This window comes from Rosenbergiella collisarenosi, assembly GCF_018494085.1.
GTDB lineage: Bacteria > Pseudomonadota > Gammaproteobacteria > Enterobacterales > Enterobacteriaceae > Rosenbergiella > Rosenbergiella collisarenosi.
In genome coordinates, this window is the sequence record NZ_JABBFP010000003.1 from 261,125 (window position 1) to 278,348 (window position 17,224).

Below are 17,224 nucleotides of genomic sequence, written 5' to 3' on the forward strand. Positions count from 1 at the left end.
GATTTTTTCCCCGGTTGGCGATTTTTTAACATAAAAATCGGTAAAATCCTAATATTGATTCCCCATCATCAAATATTTTTGACGGGTATCTTGCCTTCATCCGTCAGGTCATTATTATAAAATTTTGCCAAATACTGAGTAGACTATGCCCAGACCTCGCTCTATACGATTAATCGCTCCGTCGGGATATTGCCAGAACCAAATTGCCGCTAAACGTGGCATCGAACGTCTATCCATCGAACATACTATCGATAACACCACTGTAATTGGTCGCAGGGAACAGCGCTTCGCGGGCACTGATCACGAACGCCTCAACGATATTAACGAGCTGGCGCAGCTCTCTTCATTACCTGACATTATTTTAGCGGCAAGAGGCGGGTATGGCGCGAGCCGTTTATTAGAGGCGATAGATTATGCGGGCCTACAACGGCGCTTTGCTAATCAGCCCACCGCAATATGCGGCCACAGCGATTTTACTGCAATCCAGCTAGCACTATTAGCCCAGGCTGACTTGGTGACTTTCAGTGCGCCGATGTTAGCCGGTAATTTTGGCGCAGATCCCCTCTCCTCTTTTACACAAACCCATTTTTGGGGCATTTTAACCCAACCCAGCTATACGCTCACCTGGCAAGATACCCAACCCTTAACTGGCTCATGGCAGGGTCAACTGTGGGGGGGAAATCTTACGATGATCTGCTCATTGGTGGGTACACCTTGGTTACCGAAGGTGACCGGCGGCATATTGGCCATCGAGGATATTAATGAAAGTCCGTTTCGGGTGGAACGCATGCTATTGCAGCTGTATCACGCTGGCATACTCAGTCAGCAAAAAGCTGTCATCACCGGAAGTTTTACTCATGGTGAACCTAATGACTATGACGCGGGTTACCAGCTCACTAGCGTGTGGGACTATCTTCAGAAAAAAACGGGCGTCCCGTTTATCAATCAGCTCGATTTCGGCCACGACGCGGATACGGTGACCCTCCCTATTGGCGCACAAGCGAGCTTAATTGCGCAAGAAAAGCAACGACACCTGCAACTTTCTGGCTATCCTTATTTAGTCGATTAACTGATCATCATCATTATGGTGCAGGAAGGGAGTTACCATGCGAGCCATTATTTACCTAATCCCCATCGCACTATCAGTGACAGGTTGTAGCCACAAACCTTATGGTCGATTATGTTCTGGGGAAGTTTCTACTCTTACTGGACAAGTAACGGGGCATTCTCAGGCATGGGTGTTTGACGAGATACAGCGTTTTACTATCACTAAAGGTGATACAACGGTTCACAGTGGGTATCTACACAGTACTAATCCTGCACTCTACGTGCCTAGCACGACAACGAAGGACGGATTTTTAGCACAACGGCTTTCTAATGACCGCTTTCGGTTAGCCGATGCGCGTCAAGACTCCATGGTCACTTGGACGTGCCCGGTCTCTGCTGCCAAGCCTTAACGTGCTATTTTCGTAGGAAAAATCTGTAAACCCTACATTTTTTATTTTCTTTGCTATAGTTTAATCATCGACATTACATCAGCCTACCAAGGAGCATTTCAATGGTTAGTAAAATCCAAGATAAAGTTGAAGAGTACGCAGGTGCAGCACAAGAAGCTTATGGCGACGTGACCGATCAAGATGAGCATTCAGCAAAAGGCGCAGCGCGTAAATATGCTTCCCAAGCAAGCTACGCAGTGAAAGACGCGGCTGATACGATCAAACAACAAGTTTCAGATAAGCCTTATGCTGGCCTAGCTGTTGCGGCGGCGATTGGTGTTGCCTTCGGTTACCTGCTCGGCAGAAAATAACCGTCAGAAATCAGTTAAAAGCACCCTCTGGGTGCTTTTTTTTGCTCTAACGCACCAAAAGTATGTTGCAATTCGTGCGATCTGTCGCTATTTTTGATGTTCAGAGTACCTGATTGACACAATCAGATATTCGCCTAACTTACTCACATTGCTCTAGTTATCTTGCCCGCCTCGTGCGGGCTTTTTTTTATCCAAGATTTTAGCCTGCTCCCCACTCCAACCCGCTATAAATTCTATGATATAGTCCGCGGCCACTGATAATTCAGCCACTAATCAGGAGTCTTATGGACGTTAGAAAACAACTTGATGGCACCGCGGTAGTCGCAATGCTGTTAATATGCCTCGTTTGGAGTTCGCAACAAGTCATTTTAAAAGAAATCGCCGGAAACTTCTCCCCACTGCTATTACTTGCCATGCGTTCAGGGATTGCCGCGTTGCTGCTATCCGGGCTAATGCTCGTACAGCGCCAACGCTTTCCTATCGCTAGGGGTATGTGGTTGATGGGGGGGCTCGTCGGGTTACTTTTCTCTCTCGAGTATTTCTTCGTCTCAGAAGCCGTAAAATACACGACGGCCGGTCATGTTGTGGTCTTCCTTTATACCTCGCCCATCTTTGCTGCGGTCGGGCTAAATTTTGCCATCAAAGACGAACGTTTATCAGGACTGCAGTGGGTAGGTATCGTCTTCTCGTTTATCGGTATCTGCGTCTCTTTTTCCGGCGGGTTTGGCGATAGCACTATGCTTAAAGGCGATTTTTTTGCGCTACTTTCTGGATTAATGTGGGGTGCAACAACGGTGGTGATCCGTAGCACTCGCGTCAACCAAATGGGCTCACGACCCATTCTGCTTTACCAGCTGATTGTTTCTTTTATTTTCTTACTCATTGCTAGCTGGCTAAGCGGCAATACGCTGTTTGAGCCTACCTTTAAAAATATCGCTGCACTGACGTTTCAGTCGGTGGTTATTTGTTTTATCAGCTTTCTGGCTTGGTTTGCCTTACTTAAAAAATATGTTGCCTCACAATTAGGAGTACTGACATTTATGACTCCGCTGTTTGGCGTGGTCTTGGGGGCATTACTCCTGCATGAAACTATTCAAAATACCTTTGTCTGGGGAGCAAACCTCGTCGTCATTGGTATCATCTTGGTCACCGTAAAAAGTGGCGGAATACGTATATTTAGACGTCGTCGCCCGCTGTAAACGCTCGCTACGGTAATGCGTCACAATACCTCAATGACGCGTTGCCGATAGCCGCCACATTATTTTCCGGTTTAGATATTCAGAATAAAAAAAGAAAGTTCAGTTTTTGTAAAAAAAACCACCGTCATGAGATTGTCACACTATAGTAGTTATATGGACGTAAGGAACTGGCGGTGACGCCAAGATAGCTAAAGCCTAATCAAGTTTTAGCGTTGTTATGTAGGTCTGGTGTAGAGCAATCTGAGGAGAAGACGAATGTTTACTTTAACAAGAACCGAATTTGAATCGATTAATCCTGACTACCGTGGTGTGTGGCAAAAAGAGTGTGAAGAGCTCCCGAAATGGCCGCAAATTCGTGAACAATATGTAGGGAAACGCACAATATTACGCCAGGGTGCATTGTTAATTGAAGATATGCACTTTGCCATTATGACTTGACCTTTTACCACACTAAAATAGGTAAGCGACCTGCGTCACTTACCTTTTTTTTGGCAACTCCTCTAGTCGAGAGGGATCACCTCTACGCCGCTGAACAATGCGCGACATAAGATACGGTAACTATCGCCATCGAAACTATTCTCGTGCTTCTCTTGAGGGAGTTTACCCAGTTGATTAACGGTATTGATATATCGCCAGTGATCAATGATGTGGTAGTCGTTAAATCCTTCACGCTGCTCATGGAGCGCCACCCTTCCCTCATAAGGCCACATCTTAATCTGCCACGACGATAACGCCTCTAGCGCTCGGCGATTATGCTCTTCTATACTCTCCTTACCCTGGCAGACGCCGCGACACTTCCCGAGCATGGAGCGAAAACAACCGCGTCCACGTTGCTGAGTTTCAATACCTAGTGTCGCCAAGCAGAGCTGCTGGGCATCGGCGAGATTACGAATAAACTCCATGGCTGCACGTTTATTACGAAACAATCCGTAGAGGTTTGGCGTTCGTGCAAAGTTATGTTCAGTGGAACTCACAAAGGCGATACCCGTCTCTTTCCACTGAAGAGAAAAAAGTGCTCGCTGTTTACGTAACTGTTTATTGTGCAAAGGGATAAGCTGTTTAATTAAGGTTGCTTCAAGTAGTTGCGCGCCAATATCGCCGGCGGTTTCTGTGAAGGTTATTCTATCCGTTTGTCGTAACAGCTTCGCTTCACGTACCGTACGTAAATGCGAGAGAACGCGAGATCGAATATTGACGCTCTTACCAATATAGAGGGGAATATGACTATTCGCCGCCCAAAAGAAATAGACACCAGGCGTACGCGGTAGGTGTTCAAGCGTATCTCTTAGCTGCTGCGGGTAGCGATAAAGCTCACTCTCATGTTCACGGGCCATAATGGTTCTCTTTATTGATAGTCCTCTTAAGTGTAGCAAAGGCATGGCGCTTGATAGATACAGTATGTTCCGTAGTCATACTCCTCATCTCACTGATATGGCGAGCTTTTACAAACCCGGCCCAGCAAAAGCTCGTAAGTTACGGTATACTACCGGGTATAGTGTTGAAATTTATTTAGATGATCAGGGTTTATTATGACCATTTTACCTAAGTTTAGTCGTCAATTATTGCATCCACGTTATTTTCTGCTGTGGTGTGGGATTGCTACACTCTATTTGGTGGTGCAACTTCCTTATCGCTGCCTAAATACCTTGGGACCCTTTGTCGGCCGTTTGGCGATGAAAGTGATGACCGAGCGCGTTTATGTTGCCGCACGCAATCTACAACTCTGCTTTCCTGAAAAATCGGAGAGCGAACGCGCGCAGCTACTAAAAAAGAATTTTGAGTCTGTCGGGATGGCGTTATTTGAAACCGGAATGGCATGGTTTTGGTCCGATCAGCGCGTAAAAAAACATTTTAAAGTGACCGGACTTGAGCATATCTCTAAAGCTCAGCAGGAAGGTAAAGGTATCCTGCTACTCGGCGTGCACTTTCTGACCCTCGAATTGGGCGCACGAATTTTCGGTATCTATAATCCGGGGGTTGGCGTCTACCGTCCCAATAACAACCCGCTACTCGATTGGTTACAAACTTATGGTCGTATGCGGTCGAATAAAGCAATGCTGAATCGCCGCGATGTGAAGGGGATGCTACGCGCGTTGAAACAAGGCGATATTCTGTGGTACGCACCCGATCACGATTATGGCCCTAAAAGCAGCGTGTTTGCGCCGTTTTTTGCCATGGAGCAGGCGGCTTCTACCAAAGGCAGTTATGCGTTGATTCGCATGGGACAACCGGCGATTATTCCTTTTCTGGCGCGACGCCTAGCTAACAATCAAGGCTACGAGATGGTTATCCTACCCGAGGCTGACGATATACCCCTTGATTCAGATGTCGGTACGGCAACCGCCCTCAATCGCTTGGTCGAGCGTTGTGTCATGATGGCACCCGAGCAATATATGTGGCTGCATCGTCGATTCAAGACCCGCCCTACAGGCGAAAACTCTGTCTATTAAGCGAATGCCCGCGCAGTGCGGGCTAGCATCGGATCTTCTGTGCGCGATAAAAACACCACAACGGAAAAGGCAAACTCGTTAATAGCAAAATCCATAGCAGCGCGTACACCGCCTCAACACCGCTATTTTGTAGGTCAACATAGAGTTTTACCGGGATCCCTTGCGGAAAATAGCAAAAAATCATTACTATTCCGAATTCGCCAAGCGCCCTCGCCCAAGCGAGAGAAAGACTATTGAGGAGCCCCGCTCTGGCCAAAGGCAGTGTAACCCGCCAGAAAAGTTGTCCGCGACTTGCCCCCAATGTTTGAGCGACCTCATCGACCTCCCTTGGCACCGTTGCAAAAGTGGTACGCGCCATCAGGATATAAAAAGGCAACGCGGCATACAGCTGCGCTATGACAAATGCCGCAGGCGTATTCGTGAGGTTGATACCAAGTCGGGTAATCGCCTCCCCCAATGTTCCGTAAGGCCCGTAAGCGGTCACCAATAGGATCCCCATCGCCAGCGGGGGGGTGAGTAGCGGGATCAATATCCCGATTTCAACCGCCACACGCCACGATGAGGCCGTTCTCGCCAACCACAATGCTACAGGCGTACCCAGTAGCACGACGAGAGGAAGACTGATAGCGCTAAGCGTTAGCGAGGTCCAGACAGCTCGGCCATCGCCATACGCTAAATGAAAATCGTGCCATGGGGTGACGATTAATAACGCAATAAACGGCACGGCTAAGAGGCCTAATGCTGGAAACATCAGGCTACGCGCTAACATTGCGACGCTGCGACTCTCTGCGCAGGGTTAAAATGACTTACCCTTAGGTTGATCATAGCCGTTTTCCTTAAAGATTTTTTGCGCCTGTGCGCTCGTTAAATAATCAACGAATTGCTGTGCAAGTTGGGGATGAGGAGAATTTTTGAGGACTACCGCGTAAAACACTAACGGTTGAGGCCGATAAGTCTTCGCTTTGCCCTGCTTATCCGCTACCTCAAAGCTAACAGTATCATACCAGCGCTGGCTATAATCGGGATTACTGAGGTTAATCTCGTCCGGTAGTACGATATAAGGTAATTTCGCTGAACGCGTGGCACTCTCATAACCCGATGCGGCGTCCACCTGCCCCGCTTGTAAGCGAGCGAGCAGACCACCTTCCGCCGCGATCTGTTGCGGGTTAATGACTTCCCCCATAATTTTCTGCGCTAGGCCTGGTTGGTGGTAATACTTCTCGGCAAGCTTCAGGGTAAAAATAATGTTTTGTCCCTGTGGATCGCTGGTAGGATCTGTCCGCCCAAAGCGCAGCCCCGGTTCGGACAAGGTTTTCCACCAGGGTTGCGCCGTTGTGGACTGCGCCAGTTGTTGTGCGAAGCGACTATGCGGATTATAGGCGATGACCATTCGTGTACTCGCCACTGGCTGGGCTTGACCGACGAGACCGGCTTGTTTAAGCACATCAATCGGGCCAGGGGTAATTGAGACAAATACATCCGCCACCACCTTCTTCGCAGCCAGCAGACGTGCCATTGCGTATGCCCCTTGCCCCTGACCTTGATAGTCAACATGGTGAGTTTTCGCGAAATCCGGACCGAGACCATTATCCATCACCACGCCCATCGAGCCCGCATAAGTCACGGTCAGCGCTTCAGCTGTCGCAAAGGGGCTGATACAACTGAACGCTAGCGCTAGAAGTAACCCAGATTTTTTTAACACTTTGGGGCGACAACTGAGGGATGTCTGCATAGTGCTATACTCATTAAGTGAAGGTTATTAACACCTTAGACAGGTGAGGTAATGAAAGCAAGAGTGTTGTTAGGGTTCACGTTCCAACGCTAACCTGCTAGGGTTACAGAATTAACAAATCGGCTACATCCCTCTACTTAAAGGAAGCACTATGAGTCAGGTACCATTACCAAAAGTGTCACCGCTCAAGGTCGCCTTGATCGGCTATGGCTTTGTAGGCAAAACCTTTCATGCGCCATTGATTGCGGCGACTCAAGGACTGGAATTAACCGTTATTGCTTCCAGCGACAGCCAGAAAGTACACCACGATTACCCAGATGTCGAAGTTATAGCTAGCCCAGAACAGGCGGTGACTCACCCTGATATCGATATCGTCGTCATCGCCAGCCCCAACTCAACCCATGCCCCATTGGCAAAAAGGGCGCTGCTCGCTAACAAACATGTCATCGTGGATAAGCCTTTTACCCTGGATCTAGCTGAAGCTCGCGAACTGATACAGGTGGCCGATCACCAACAGCGCCTCCTTTCCGTATTCCATAATCGTCGTTGGGACAGTGACTATCTCGTCATTAAGCACGCCATCGAAGCGGGTAAAATTGGTGAAGTGGCTCAGTTCGAATCGCATATCGATCGTTTTCGCCCAGAGGTTCGTGACCGTTGGCGCGAACATGCCCAACCCGGTAGTGGCTTATGGTTTGATATTGGCCCACATCTGGTTGATCAGGCCTTACAACTTTTCGGGCTACCAGACACCGTCGACGGTAACATCAGCCTATTGAGACAAGGCGCGAAAATTGATGATTGGGCTCACGTTGTCCTTAACTATCCCAAACACCGCGTAATCCTCCACTGCTCGATGCTTGCGGCAGGTGGTAGCTTACGCTTTGTGGTACATGGCCATGCAGGGAGTTTAGTTAAACGTGAGGCCGATCAGCAAGAGGCTCAGCTGGTCTCTGGATTACGCCCTGGATCTAGCGAATGGGGCAAAGATGGTGATGAGCTTATCCATTACTCAGCACAAGGGGAAGCCACCTATCTGCCCACACCCGCTGGAGATCAGAGTCGTTACTACCAAGGTATCGTCGATGCACTGAGCCCAGGCGGTAAGAACCCGGTCACCCCTGTTGAGGCATTAGCCGTTATGGCGGTTATCGAAGCGGCAGTGAAAGCGTCACAGAGCGGTGCCCGTCAATCGCTGGCACTGACTGCAGAGGAAGTGGCGCAGTTCTAGTAAAAAACGATGATAGAGGGGGTTAAAGCCCCCCTCGACCACAGGTCTTAAAAGCCCTCTAAGACAATCTTACCTTTCGCCTTATTGCTCTCAATCATGGCATGCGCCTTGCGCAGATTAGCAGCATTGATGGTCCCATACTGCTCGGCGAGCGTCGTCGTGAGTACGCCTTCATCAATTAGCGTCGCCACTTGGCTTAAGATTTCATGCTGGCGGATCATATCCGGCGTCTCGAATAGCGAGCGCGTAAACATCAGCTCCCAATGCAGAGAAATCGCTTTACGCTTCAGCGGTAACGCATCGAGAGATTTTGGATCATCGATCAAGCCTAACTTGCCTTGTGGGGCGAGTATTTTGACGATCTCATCGTAGTGACTATCGGTGTGAGTCAGGCTCGCGACATAATCGACCTGCTGAATATCAATCTTCGCGAGTTCTTCACTGAGTGGGTGGGTATGATCGATGACGTGATCTGCGCCAAAGGTACGCACCCAGTCTGCCGTCTCCGGCCGAGATGCAGTGCCAATCACCCGCAACTTCGTCAATTTACTGGCCAGTTGCGTCAGTATTGAACCCACGCCCCCGGCGGCACCGATAATCAGTAGCGTTTTCTCCTGTTGCGTGTCTACATCGAGCCTATCAAACAACAGCTCCCACGCGGTTAACGCGGTCAGCGGTAATGCCGCCGCTTCAGCATCGCTGCATTTCACCGGTTTTTTGGCGACGATGCGCTCATCGACCAAGTGATATTCTGCGTTGGTCCCCGGGCGTATTAATGAACCCGCGTAGTACACCTTGTCTCCCGGTGAGAATAAGCTCACCTTATCGCCGACGGCGACTACCTCACCCACTGCATCCCATCCCAATATACGCGGTTCATCGGTCTGTGCCGTACGGCGAATTTTAGTATCGATAGGGTTTACTGAAAGGGCCGCGATTTTCACCAGCAGATCGCGCTCGCCCGGCGTCGGGGTCGGCGTATCAATTTCATACAGGGCTTGGGGATCAGTAATCGGTAATTGAGGATCACGATAGACTATCGCTTTCATAGAGGCTCCAGGGTTATCTGAGAGAGAAAATTTCACTATTCCCTAGCATAGAGGATTAATCCTTACTCCACCTTATGCTAAGCCGAAAATTATGTCTAAAACCCACAAAATGCCTACTTGACAAGCACTTATCCGCGAGGCAATATACTGGTTATCTATACAGTTATTGGGTGAGCTATGTACGTAGAATTAGTGTATGACAAAAGAAATGTTGCTGGACTCGATAACGCTGCGGACATCATTCTGCAAGAGTTAACCCAGCGCGTAAGACGCCTCTTTCCCGACGCAGAGGTCAGAGTAAAACCAATGCAAGCTAATGCCTTAAACAGCGATGCAAGCAAAAGTGATCGCGAAAAGCTTAATCGTATGTTGGAAGAGATGTTTGAAGAGGCGGATATGTGGCTCGTCGCAGAATAATGTAATTGAATGAGAGTGATTCTACTCACTCTCATTCGTCAACTACTTACCGATATGGCGCAATGCTTTGCCTTGCATTAAGTTACGTTCGATATGTTCAAGCGAGACATTCTTGGTCTCCGGTACTAACCACACCGTAATGACAATAAACAATACGTTTAATGCACCGTACAGCCAAAACGTATTCGCGTTACCAAAACTGTCGAGTAACGTCAGGAAAGTGGCGCCCACGATCATATTTGCTACCCAGTTAGTGGTCGTCGAAAGCGTGATGCCAAAGTCCCGTCCTTTCAGCGGCTGTACTTCTGAACAGAGTAGCCATATTACCGGACCTGCTGCCATCGCAAATCCGACGATAAACAGTAATAACATGATGATTGAGGCATACTGCACCGCTAACGAGTGGATCCCCATGTGAATAAAGAGTCCTAAGGCTCCCATCCCAACGGCCATCACTAAGAAGCTCGTAAACAGCATGGGTTTTCTTCCCCACCGGTCTACCAATCCTACCGCGATGAGTGTTGCGAGCATATTGGTGATGCCGACGATCACCGTCCCCCACATCTGCTGGGAAGTACTCGCAAATCCCGCAATCGCAAAAATTTTCGGCGCGTAGTACATGACGACGTTCATACCAGTAAACTGTTGCATCACTTGCAGCAACACCCCCAGACCGACCGAGCGGCGAAAATTAGTATTGGATCGAAACAATGCCCAACCACTCTGCTTAACCTGTAAACTTTCACGAATTTCGTTCAATTCTTGCTGCGCCTGGCTATCGCTACTACGTAGACGCTCCAGTACCTTCTGCGCATCATGATAGCGACCGGTCGCCGCTAACCAGCGGGGGCTGTTAGGCAAGAAGAGTACTCCGATAAACAGTACCAGAGCGGGTAGCGCGATAACGCCTAACATGAGTCGCCAGTTGCCGCTATAACTTAACGCCGCATCTGATAAGAAGGCGACGACGATGCCTGTAGTTAACATCATCTGATACATGGAGATCATCGAGCCGCGATAACGTTCTGGCGCAATCTCGGCAATATACAGTGGTGCGGTATACGAGGCGAACCCGACGGCTAGACCGAGCAATACTCGCGCACATACTAAGCTTGTGACATCGGGTGAGAAGGCCGACCATAGAGAACCGATAACGAACAGCACCGCCCCTGTAAGGATGCTTTTTTTACGGCCTAGACGATAAGACATCCAGCCGGCGGTGAGAGCGCCAATCGCTGCCCCAAACATCATCGCACTTACGACCCACTCTTGCTGATGGTTAGAAATGGAGAGATCGTGAGCCAGAAAAGGGAGCGCGCCAGCAATCACCCCAATATCTAGGCCAAAGAGTAACCCCGAGAGGGCGGCGATCCCGCCAACAAACCAAGTGAAGTACTTTGCTTTACGCTGCCGAATCGACTGTTCGTTCATATGAGCATCCCAATAAACACTATTTATGTAAATATATAGTAATGTTATGTAATGTTCTTTGCAGCGTTACCGGTCACAATTGTTATATAAATGTTTCATTGCCGAGAAGGAATAAAGTTATGCGCATTCACGTATTAGGGATAGTCTTAGTCGCCAGCATCCTAAGCGGCTGTCAGGCAAAACAGGCTACCATGCAGCGTTCCACTGCGGCCTGCATTAGTTACCAGCGTATGATGATAGCGCCCCTCCCTCCTTATCAACACGAGCAGCTACGCCACGCCTGCGAGCAATCGTTACGCTAAACGGGTCGAGTGGGCAGTTGGCTCACCTGCTTGAGCTTTTTTAACACCACAAACGATTTCACATGGCTTATTACCTCGCTGGCTAGCAGTTTATGCGAGATGAAATCGGCGAGCTGCTCGAGATTACTGGCCACGATTTTCAGCAGATAATCGGCCTCCCCACTCACCATATGTACTTCTTGAATAGCGGCTTGTGCCTCGATGATCTGTTGAAAACTCGCCATCGAATACGGGTCGTGAGCGCGTAGGTTGATATGTACATAAGCAAGCACTTGCAGGCCAATGGCATGACCATTCACCCGCGCCGAATAACCCATAATGATCCCAGACTCTTCTAAGGCAGTACGCCGACGTGAACACTGCGAGGCAGATAGCCCGACTTTCTCACCAATCTCTTGATTCGTCAGCCGACCATCGAGCTGTAGCGCTGAAATAATCTTCCAATCAAAATTATCCATATCTCTCCTGCATTATTCATGCATATAACGGCCACTATCCTCTAAACATGCACCCTTCGTGCGCTGAATTCCGGCTAGACTGATTAAAATTTCTAATTTAATGCACTAATCATTCTTCACTGTAACGAGGGAGTGTCATCGATGCAAATGCAAATAGGACAGTTTTTAATTCGCCGATTACATGAGATTGGCATCAAGCATCTCTTTGGAGTACCCGGCGATTTCAACCTCTCTTTTCTCGAACAATTACTTTCTCCATCCCCTATTAAATTTATCAACAATTGTAATGAGTTAAACGCCGCCTACGCCGCCGATGGCTATGCGCGTAATAACGGCATAGGGGCTTTTCTAACCACTTGGGGGGTCGGTGACCTTAGTGCCTTAAATGGTCTCGCAGGGGCTTATGCCGAAAATATCCCCGTGATACACATCAGTGGTCTTCCCCCTTTACATGCCGTAAACCAACGCGCGCTGCTCCACCACACCCTGGTAGACGGAGACTACGACAACATTGGCCGCTGTGTCGCCGAATTCACCGTCGGCCAGACCCGTATTACCCCCGCTAACGCCGTAATGGAAATCGACCGACTCCTACAGGTCTGTTGGTTAGAGCGTCGACCGGTCCATCTACAACTGCCTTCAGACATTACGCATCTATTGATCGAGGTCCCTGTCACCCCCCTGATCTTGTCGGAGCCTGCCAGCGATCCCCATCAGTTAGCCCGCGTCGTGGATAGGCTAACCGAACATTACCGACACGCGGAGAAACCCGTCTTATTACTGGATAGCGATGCTTATCGTTTTGGCGTCATCGACCTCGTACACGCCTTGGCAGAAAAACTGGCGATCCCCTATGCCGTACTTCCTAGTGCAAAGGGGATCGCCAACGAGCACTCGCCCAACTATCTTGGCGTCTATGCAGGCGATGCTAGCCTCCCCCATGTCAAAGCGTGCCTCCACCAGTCGACCTGCATTATAGGTATTGGACTGCGGCTGACGGACTGTAATACGGGATTATTTAGCCAGCAGCTACCGGTGGAGCGGCTGATCGAGATGAGACGCTTTGATGTCGCGATTCAGGGAGAGGAGTTTCCCGGCGTTATGCTAAAACAGCTATTGACGGCATTGCTCTGTGCATTGCCCGATAACCGCGCAGTGGCACCGCTCCTCTCGCGTGAAAAAAGTGTAACGCCAGCGGCGGACATCGCTTTTTCGCAAGCCTATTTCTGGGAAAAAATACAGGATTTCTTACGCCCGGATGACGTGATTATCGGCGAGGCTGGAACCTCTCACAGTGGCGCGTCAAGCCTAAGACTTCCTACTGGCGCGCACTATATCTCGCAGATTATCTGGGGTTCTATCGGCTTTACGCTTCCCGCACTCTTGGGTTCGCAGCTCGCCCGCCCTGCACAACGTCATCTACTATTTATTGGAGACGGCTCCTTTCAGTTAACTGCTCAAGAACTCTCTACTATTCTCCAGCAGCGACTATCACCGATAATTTTTCTGATTAATAATCGAGGCTATACCATCGAGCGGTTAATTTTAGGGGCGCGGGCCCCTTATAATGACGTGAGTGATTGGCACTATACGCAGTTACCCGCGGTGTTTGATAAGACTCAACCTACACACTGTTTTATCGTGGATGATGAGTTATCGCTAGAGCGTGCATTAGCGGCGGCAGAGCACCGAACCGGAGCCGTATTTATCGAGCTACGCTTCGAGCCACTCGATGCTCCGCCGCAGTTGAAGCTGTTCGCGCAACGCTTTGCAGCGTTCGATTACGGACAGGCGGGGCCACGTAATCTCACTACGCCGTAATACGTCGCGTGGGCCATGCAATCACGCCCAGACTACCGACAATTAATGCTATCCCTAACCATGCGCTTGGGGATAGCGCCTCATTTAAGACCATGACGGCAAGCAAGGCGGCAACCACCGGCTCAAGTAATGTGATAGCCGTTGCAACACTCGACTTTATTCTCGCCAAACCGGCGCCGTAGCAGAGATACCCTACGCACATCGGAAATAGCGCCATATAGCCGCCCACCGCGGCATTACGCCACGCATGGACAAGTGGCGCGCCGGTATAGACGAGTAACGGCAGGAGTAATAGACCGCCTAGGCCAAAGGTGGCTCCCATCGCGGCACGGCTTGTCATGCCTTGCATCATCATATTTCTCGCTGTCCACGAGTAAAACGCATAGGTAAGACCCGCAACGAGCCCTAAGCCAATGCCGGTTATGAAATGAATCGCGCTATCGCTCGCAGCATGGGTAGTTGAATGAGGGTTTTGCGCCAGAAGAATTATCCCACTCACACCGATTATCGCGCCAAGCCACCACTGTTTAGAAAGTGGGCTACGCTCTAGACGGTTTTCGATAAAGGCAGAGAAGAGCGGTGCCGATCCAATCGATACCACGGTTCCCACCGCCACTCCGGCAAAATCCATGGCGCTGTAGAAAGCCAGCGGATAGATAGCTACCGCGCACGCTCCTGAGACGAGTAGACGACGCTGTTTTGCAAGCAGAGATAGCGATGTGGTGATAGCAGACCACGCCAGCAACGCTTGTAGTAGGCCGCCTATACCCATTGCCACCGCTGCGATAGTTATCGGGCTGAGAGCCGGTGCGAGACGGGCTGCCGTACCGGTCGTGCCCCACAATAGGGCAGCAATCACCACATAACCATTACCGATCGTTGAGGGGTTCATAGCACCTCCAAACGCTGTTCGACGCTGGCTTTAGCCTGAGTGATTAGTGCAGAATGGCCCGTCAGGCCCGCCAGACTAATACTTCCTTCCAGTAGAAACGCAAACTCCTGTGCCAGATATCCTGCTTGGTCACCTAGCGTTGGCTTTAGATCTGCGAGGGCCACTTCGATAAACCGCTGAATCTGCGCTTTCTGTTCAGCCACGCGCTGACGCTCGGGCGACGCAACAGGAAACTCCGCTGCGGCATTGAGTAGACCACACCCGCGAAAGCCGTTTTCGTAACGATGCTCCGCATGATCTTGGTAGGCGTCGTAGACTGCTAGGATCCGATCACGGGCCGAGGTGGCGTGCTGCAATCGTAAGGCATAAAGGTCGAGCCACTGCTGATGACGCAGATCGAGATAATCCAGCACTAACTCCTGCTTAGAAGTGTAGTGATTATAAAAACTCTGTTTCGCCACTCCTGCTCGTTTGATAATGCTATCTATACCGGTGGCATGGATCCCTTGGTTATAGAACAGCGTATGAGCCGCATCTCGTATTTTTTGCTTCGCCGACATAACTACCTCCTAAAATAGACAGACCAGTCTACCTATTTTAGGGAAACTTGCAATACTTGGGTTATCTACCACCAGCGAGATCGATAAAGCTGCCCGTCACATAAGAGGCCTCATCGGACAATAGCCACGCGATCGCATAGGCTACCTCGATAGGTTGCCCGCCACGCCCCATTGGGAGCTGTGACCCCAGGCGATCGACGCGACCCGCTTCCCCACCTTGCGCATGCATCTCAGTGTAGATAAAGCCGGGACGCACCGCATTAACCCGAATCCCCGCGCCGGCGACCTCGAGACTCAATCCACGAGTAAAGGTATCGATTGCCCCCTTAGACGCAGCATAATCGGTATATTCGAAAGGCGAACCCAGCCTTGATGCTGCAGAAGAGACATTAACAATCGCCCCACCCAGCCCTTGATGCAGGGTGGACATCCGCTTTACCGCTTCGCGTGCACACAAGATAGAGCCACTAATATTCGCGGCAAACAGCTGGTGTAGGCGATTCGCCGCTAGTTGCTCGACGGTTGCCTGTGTAAATAGCCGTGCGGCATTATTCACTAAGCCGGTAATCGGCCCTAACTGCTGATCGATTTGGGTGAACAACTCAATAATCTGCTGCTCATCTGAAATATCCGCGCGAATGGCGATAGCGGTCCCGCCGCGCTCACGAATGGTCTCCACCACCGCCAGCGCCTCTGCCTCACGCTGTCGATAATTGATACAGAGCCGATGTCCGCGCTCAGCCAGCAGTAAGGCTGTCGCCTTACCGATTCCGCGCGAACCGCCAGTCACCAGGGTCACCTTAGGGGAGTTCATCGTTTTCTAGCCTTATAGCAAGGTCAATGTTGAATTAGGGGTAGAAATATAAAGTTTATTGCGTCGCAGCGATATTTTTTAGCCTTGGTGAGGCAATCAGGTGTTGGGGAAGGATCAGTTCTACCGTCGCGCCAGGCAAATGTAACGTTTTACGTCCCTGGGTGAGTGGATACCCTGCCGCTGCCCAGGCCTGGTCGACGAGCTCTGTACAATATATCCCTCGTGCATCTAGCACAGAGAACGGTCTACCACGTTGGGCTAGTGCCGCGTTAACGGCGGCACGATGGGAAAGTTCGGGTGCGCTAACATGATAGTAAGCAACACGATGATATTTCGCGCGGGCCTTAAAAAACTCGAGAGTATCGACGACAACTTCATCGCGCGCACCGGGATGCTCAGCAGGCGTGGCGTGAATAACATAGTACTGTTGATGGTCAAGATAAAGTATCCCAACATGGCTGAAACCACTGCTATCCATGCTGGTGATGACCGAGCTGATTGCCTCATCGCCGGTACGAAAGACTAAATCACCACTCTCCACCAAGGGGGGAACACGGTTCCCCCAACAAAGCAGCGGTAAACCCAAAATCAGGGCGCAGCCCCTATAAACGGATCTTCCACTCATCGTTTTGTTTGCGTAAGTTAAAGGTCTCGTCGCTCTGAGTTTTATTGTTAAAGGTGATATGTAACTGTACGCGAGCGTTGTCCTCTTTCGTTGCCACATCGCCGACCTCAATGGACTGCGTCCCGCCTTTCTGCTCGATGCGCGAAGAGACTTCACCCACGATCATTTGCAACTTGCCTTTAGTTTCCATCTCATGCTGTGAGGCCTTGGTATCGAGGTAAAGCATACCGTACGCTTTATCGACATTTTTATCTTCTAACGCCTGATAGAAATTTTTCGCCACATCTTCAGGCTTCGTTTGCCCGCATCCCGTCAATAATAAGCTCGTAAAAATAACGAGGCCTAGCGCAAGAAGTTTTTTCATTGTCTCTCCATGATAATAATTACCGAGTTAAAGATTAAATAGTCGTGGACTGATTATAGAAAGATCATCGAG

General features: G+C 49.9%; 21 protein-coding genes. 10 read left to right on the plus strand and 11 right to left on the minus strand.

The window, feature by feature from the left end; genetic code table 11:
- The first annotated feature begins 145 nt into the window (after positions 1–145).
- The 5 genes from ldcA to HGT70_RS06990 all read left to right on the plus strand — a co-directional run bounded on the left by ldcA (position 146) and on the right by HGT70_RS06990 (position 3,444).
- Positions 146–1,069, plus strand: a complete 924-nt coding sequence (ldcA, locus tag HGT70_RS06970) for a muramoyltetrapeptide carboxypeptidase (RefSeq protein WP_214195388.1) — start codon at positions 146–148, stop codon at positions 1,067–1,069.
- Between the two features lie 37 nt (positions 1,070–1,106).
- Positions 1,107–1,457, plus strand: coding sequence for a hypothetical protein (locus HGT70_RS06975; RefSeq protein WP_157725300.1), 351 nt, complete (start codon positions 1,107–1,109; stop codon positions 1,455–1,457).
- Positions 1,458–1,558: 101 nt separating this feature from the next.
- Positions 1,559–1,807 carry a CsbD family protein gene (locus HGT70_RS06980; protein ID WP_071430380.1) on the plus strand — a complete coding sequence of 83 codons (249 nt, stop codon included), beginning with the start codon at positions 1,559–1,561 and terminating at the stop codon, positions 1,805–1,807.
- 284 nt (positions 1,808–2,091) lie between these two features.
- Positions 2,092–3,006: a DMT family transporter gene (locus tag HGT70_RS06985; RefSeq protein ID WP_214195389.1), complete on the plus strand. Its 915-nt coding sequence runs from the start codon at positions 2,092–2,094 to the stop codon at positions 3,004–3,006.
- A 255-nt stretch (positions 3,007–3,261) separates the two neighbouring features.
- The gene (locus tag HGT70_RS06990; protein ID WP_071430384.1) at positions 3,262–3,444 is read left to right on the plus strand and encodes a hypothetical protein; all 183 of its coding nucleotides are present in this window, start codon (positions 3,262–3,264) and stop codon (positions 3,442–3,444) included.
- A gap of 62 nt (positions 3,445–3,506) precedes the next feature.
- Here HGT70_RS06990 and HGT70_RS06995 read toward each other — a convergent pair whose 3' ends face one another.
- Positions 3,507–4,340, minus strand: a complete 834-nt coding sequence (locus HGT70_RS06995) for a hypothetical protein (protein WP_071430386.1) — start codon at positions 4,338–4,340, stop codon at positions 3,507–3,509.
- Positions 4,341–4,535: 195 nt separating this feature from the next.
- Here HGT70_RS06995 and HGT70_RS07000 point away from each other — a divergent pair, with 195 nt between their 5' ends.
- Positions 4,536–5,456, plus strand: a complete 921-nt coding sequence (locus HGT70_RS07000; protein ID WP_071430388.1) for a Kdo(2)-lipid IV(A) acyltransferase — start codon at positions 4,536–4,538, stop codon at positions 5,454–5,456.
- A 22-nt stretch (positions 5,457–5,478) separates the two neighbouring features.
- Here the strand turns inward: HGT70_RS07000 and HGT70_RS07005 are convergent, their stop codons facing one another.
- The gene (locus HGT70_RS07005; RefSeq protein ID WP_071430390.1) at positions 5,479–6,225 is read right to left on the minus strand and encodes a molybdate ABC transporter permease subunit; all 747 of its coding nucleotides are present in this window, start codon (positions 6,223–6,225) and stop codon (positions 5,479–5,481) included.
- A gap of 27 nt (positions 6,226–6,252) precedes the next feature.
- Entirely contained in the window at positions 6,253–7,188 is a 936-nt protein-coding gene (locus HGT70_RS07010) for an extracellular solute-binding protein (protein ID WP_071430392.1), read from the minus strand.
- 151 nt (positions 7,189–7,339) lie between these two features.
- On the opposite strand from HGT70_RS07010, the gene HGT70_RS07015 reads away from it, so the two are divergent.
- On the plus strand, positions 7,340–8,419 hold the full coding sequence (locus HGT70_RS07015; protein ID WP_071430394.1) for an oxidoreductase: 1,080 nt from the start codon (positions 7,340–7,342) through the stop codon (positions 8,417–8,419).
- A gap of 47 nt (positions 8,420–8,466) precedes the next feature.
- Here HGT70_RS07015 and HGT70_RS07020 read toward each other — a convergent pair whose 3' ends face one another.
- The gene (locus HGT70_RS07020; RefSeq protein ID WP_214195390.1) at positions 8,467–9,468 is read right to left on the minus strand and encodes a zinc-binding alcohol dehydrogenase family protein; all 1,002 of its coding nucleotides are present in this window, start codon (positions 9,466–9,468) and stop codon (positions 8,467–8,469) included.
- 177 nt (positions 9,469–9,645) lie between these two features.
- Between HGT70_RS07020 and HGT70_RS07025 the strand changes: the two genes are divergently transcribed.
- Positions 9,646–9,885, plus strand: a complete 240-nt coding sequence (locus tag HGT70_RS07025; RefSeq protein WP_071430396.1) for a DinI family protein — start codon at positions 9,646–9,648, stop codon at positions 9,883–9,885.
- A gap of 42 nt (positions 9,886–9,927) precedes the next feature.
- Here the strand turns inward: HGT70_RS07025 and HGT70_RS07030 are convergent, their stop codons facing one another.
- The gene (locus tag HGT70_RS07030) at positions 9,928–11,316 is read right to left on the minus strand and encodes a sugar porter family MFS transporter (protein WP_214195391.1); all 1,389 of its coding nucleotides are present in this window, start codon (positions 11,314–11,316) and stop codon (positions 9,928–9,930) included.
- 119 nt (positions 11,317–11,435) lie between these two features.
- Between HGT70_RS07030 and HGT70_RS07035 the strand changes: the two genes are divergently transcribed.
- Positions 11,436–11,618, plus strand: coding sequence for a hypothetical protein (locus HGT70_RS07035; protein WP_071430400.1), 183 nt, complete (start codon positions 11,436–11,438; stop codon positions 11,616–11,618).
- Here HGT70_RS07035 and HGT70_RS07040 read toward each other — a convergent pair.
- A complete protein-coding gene (locus HGT70_RS07040) occupies positions 11,615–12,076 on the minus strand; it encodes an Lrp/AsnC family transcriptional regulator (RefSeq protein WP_071430402.1) in 462 nt (153 codons plus the stop codon). The genes HGT70_RS07035 and HGT70_RS07040 overlap by 4 nt on opposite strands.
- Positions 12,077–12,217: 141 nt before the next feature.
- On the opposite strand from HGT70_RS07040, the gene HGT70_RS07045 reads away from it, so the two are divergent.
- Entirely contained in the window at positions 12,218–13,897 is a 1,680-nt protein-coding gene (locus tag HGT70_RS07045; protein WP_214195392.1) for an alpha-keto acid decarboxylase family protein, read from the plus strand.
- Here the strand turns inward: HGT70_RS07045 and HGT70_RS07050 are convergent.
- The 5 genes from HGT70_RS07050 to HGT70_RS07070 all read right to left on the minus strand — a co-directional run bounded on the left by HGT70_RS07050 (position 13,887) and on the right by HGT70_RS07070 (position 17,152).
- The gene (locus tag HGT70_RS07050; RefSeq protein ID WP_214195393.1) at positions 13,887–14,789 is read right to left on the minus strand and encodes a DMT family transporter; all 903 of its coding nucleotides are present in this window, start codon (positions 14,787–14,789) and stop codon (positions 13,887–13,889) included. The two genes, HGT70_RS07045 and HGT70_RS07050, sit on opposite strands and share 11 nt — an antisense overlap.
- Positions 14,786–15,349 carry a TetR/AcrR family transcriptional regulator gene (locus tag HGT70_RS07055; protein ID WP_071430408.1) on the minus strand — a complete coding sequence of 188 codons (564 nt, stop codon included), beginning with the start codon at positions 15,347–15,349 and terminating at the stop codon, positions 14,786–14,788. Before HGT70_RS07055 ends, HGT70_RS07050 begins: the two co-directional genes overlap by 4 nt.
- A 61-nt stretch (positions 15,350–15,410) precedes the next feature.
- A complete protein-coding gene (locus tag HGT70_RS07060; protein ID WP_214195394.1) occupies positions 15,411–16,163 on the minus strand; it encodes an SDR family oxidoreductase in 753 nt (250 codons plus the stop codon).
- A gap of 55 nt (positions 16,164–16,218) precedes the next feature.
- Positions 16,219–16,788, minus strand: a complete 570-nt coding sequence (locus HGT70_RS07065) for a YiiX/YebB-like N1pC/P60 family cysteine hydrolase (RefSeq protein ID WP_214195395.1) — start codon at positions 16,786–16,788, stop codon at positions 16,219–16,221.
- Complete coding sequence (locus HGT70_RS07070) at positions 16,766–17,152, minus strand: DUF4878 domain-containing protein (RefSeq protein WP_071430412.1); 387 nt, start codon at positions 17,150–17,152, stop codon at positions 16,766–16,768. Before HGT70_RS07070 ends, HGT70_RS07065 begins: the two co-directional genes overlap by 23 nt.
- Between the last annotated feature and the right edge of the window lie 72 nt (positions 17,153–17,224).

Coding starts and splice junctions, on each gene's coding strand:
- ldcA (WP_214195388.1), top strand. CDS start 146: ATGCCCAGACCTCGCTCTATACGATTAATCGCTCCGTCGGGATATTGC.
- HGT70_RS06975 (WP_157725300.1), top strand. CDS start 1,107: ATGCGAGCCATTATTTACCTAATCCCCATCGCACTATCAGTGACAGGT.
- HGT70_RS06980 (WP_071430380.1), top strand. CDS start 1,559: ATGGTTAGTAAAATCCAAGATAAAGTTGAAGAGTACGCAGGTGCAGCA.
- HGT70_RS06985 (WP_214195389.1), top strand. CDS start 2,092: ATGGACGTTAGAAAACAACTTGATGGCACCGCGGTAGTCGCAATGCTG.
- HGT70_RS06990 (WP_071430384.1), top strand. CDS start 3,262: ATGTTTACTTTAACAAGAACCGAATTTGAATCGATTAATCCTGACTAC.
- HGT70_RS06995 (WP_071430386.1), bottom strand. CDS start 4,340: ATGGCCCGTGAACATGAGAGTGAGCTTTATCGCTACCCGCAGCAGCTA.
- HGT70_RS07000 (WP_071430388.1), top strand. CDS start 4,536: ATGACCATTTTACCTAAGTTTAGTCGTCAATTATTGCATCCACGTTAT.
- HGT70_RS07005 (WP_071430390.1), bottom strand. CDS start 6,225: ATGTTAGCGCGTAGCCTGATGTTTCCAGCATTAGGCCTCTTAGCCGTG.
- HGT70_RS07010 (WP_071430392.1), bottom strand. CDS start 7,188: ATGCAGACATCCCTCAGTTGTCGCCCCAAAGTGTTAAAAAAATCTGGG.
- HGT70_RS07015 (WP_071430394.1), top strand. CDS start 7,340: ATGAGTCAGGTACCATTACCAAAAGTGTCACCGCTCAAGGTCGCCTTG.
- HGT70_RS07020 (WP_214195390.1), bottom strand. CDS start 9,468: ATGAAAGCGATAGTCTATCGTGATCCTCAATTACCGATTACTGATCCC.
- HGT70_RS07025 (WP_071430396.1), top strand. CDS start 9,646: ATGTACGTAGAATTAGTGTATGACAAAAGAAATGTTGCTGGACTCGAT.
- HGT70_RS07030 (WP_214195391.1), bottom strand. CDS start 11,316: ATGAACGAACAGTCGATTCGGCAGCGTAAAGCAAAGTACTTCACTTGG.
- HGT70_RS07035 (WP_071430400.1), top strand. CDS start 11,436: ATGCGCATTCACGTATTAGGGATAGTCTTAGTCGCCAGCATCCTAAGC.
- HGT70_RS07040 (WP_071430402.1), bottom strand. CDS start 12,076: ATGGATAATTTTGATTGGAAGATTATTTCAGCGCTACAGCTCGATGGT.
- HGT70_RS07045 (WP_214195392.1), top strand. CDS start 12,218: ATGCAAATGCAAATAGGACAGTTTTTAATTCGCCGATTACATGAGATT.
- HGT70_RS07050 (WP_214195393.1), bottom strand. CDS start 14,789: ATGAACCCCTCAACGATCGGTAATGGTTATGTGGTGATTGCTGCCCTA.
- HGT70_RS07055 (WP_071430408.1), bottom strand. CDS start 15,349: ATGTCGGCGAAGCAAAAAATACGAGATGCGGCTCATACGCTGTTCTAT.
- HGT70_RS07060 (WP_214195394.1), bottom strand. CDS start 16,163: ATGAACTCCCCTAAGGTGACCCTGGTGACTGGCGGTTCGCGCGGAATC.
- HGT70_RS07065 (WP_214195395.1), bottom strand. CDS start 16,788: ATGAGTGGAAGATCCGTTTATAGGGGCTGCGCCCTGATTTTGGGTTTA.
- HGT70_RS07070 (WP_071430412.1), bottom strand. CDS start 17,152: ATGAAAAAACTTCTTGCGCTAGGCCTCGTTATTTTTACGAGCTTATTA.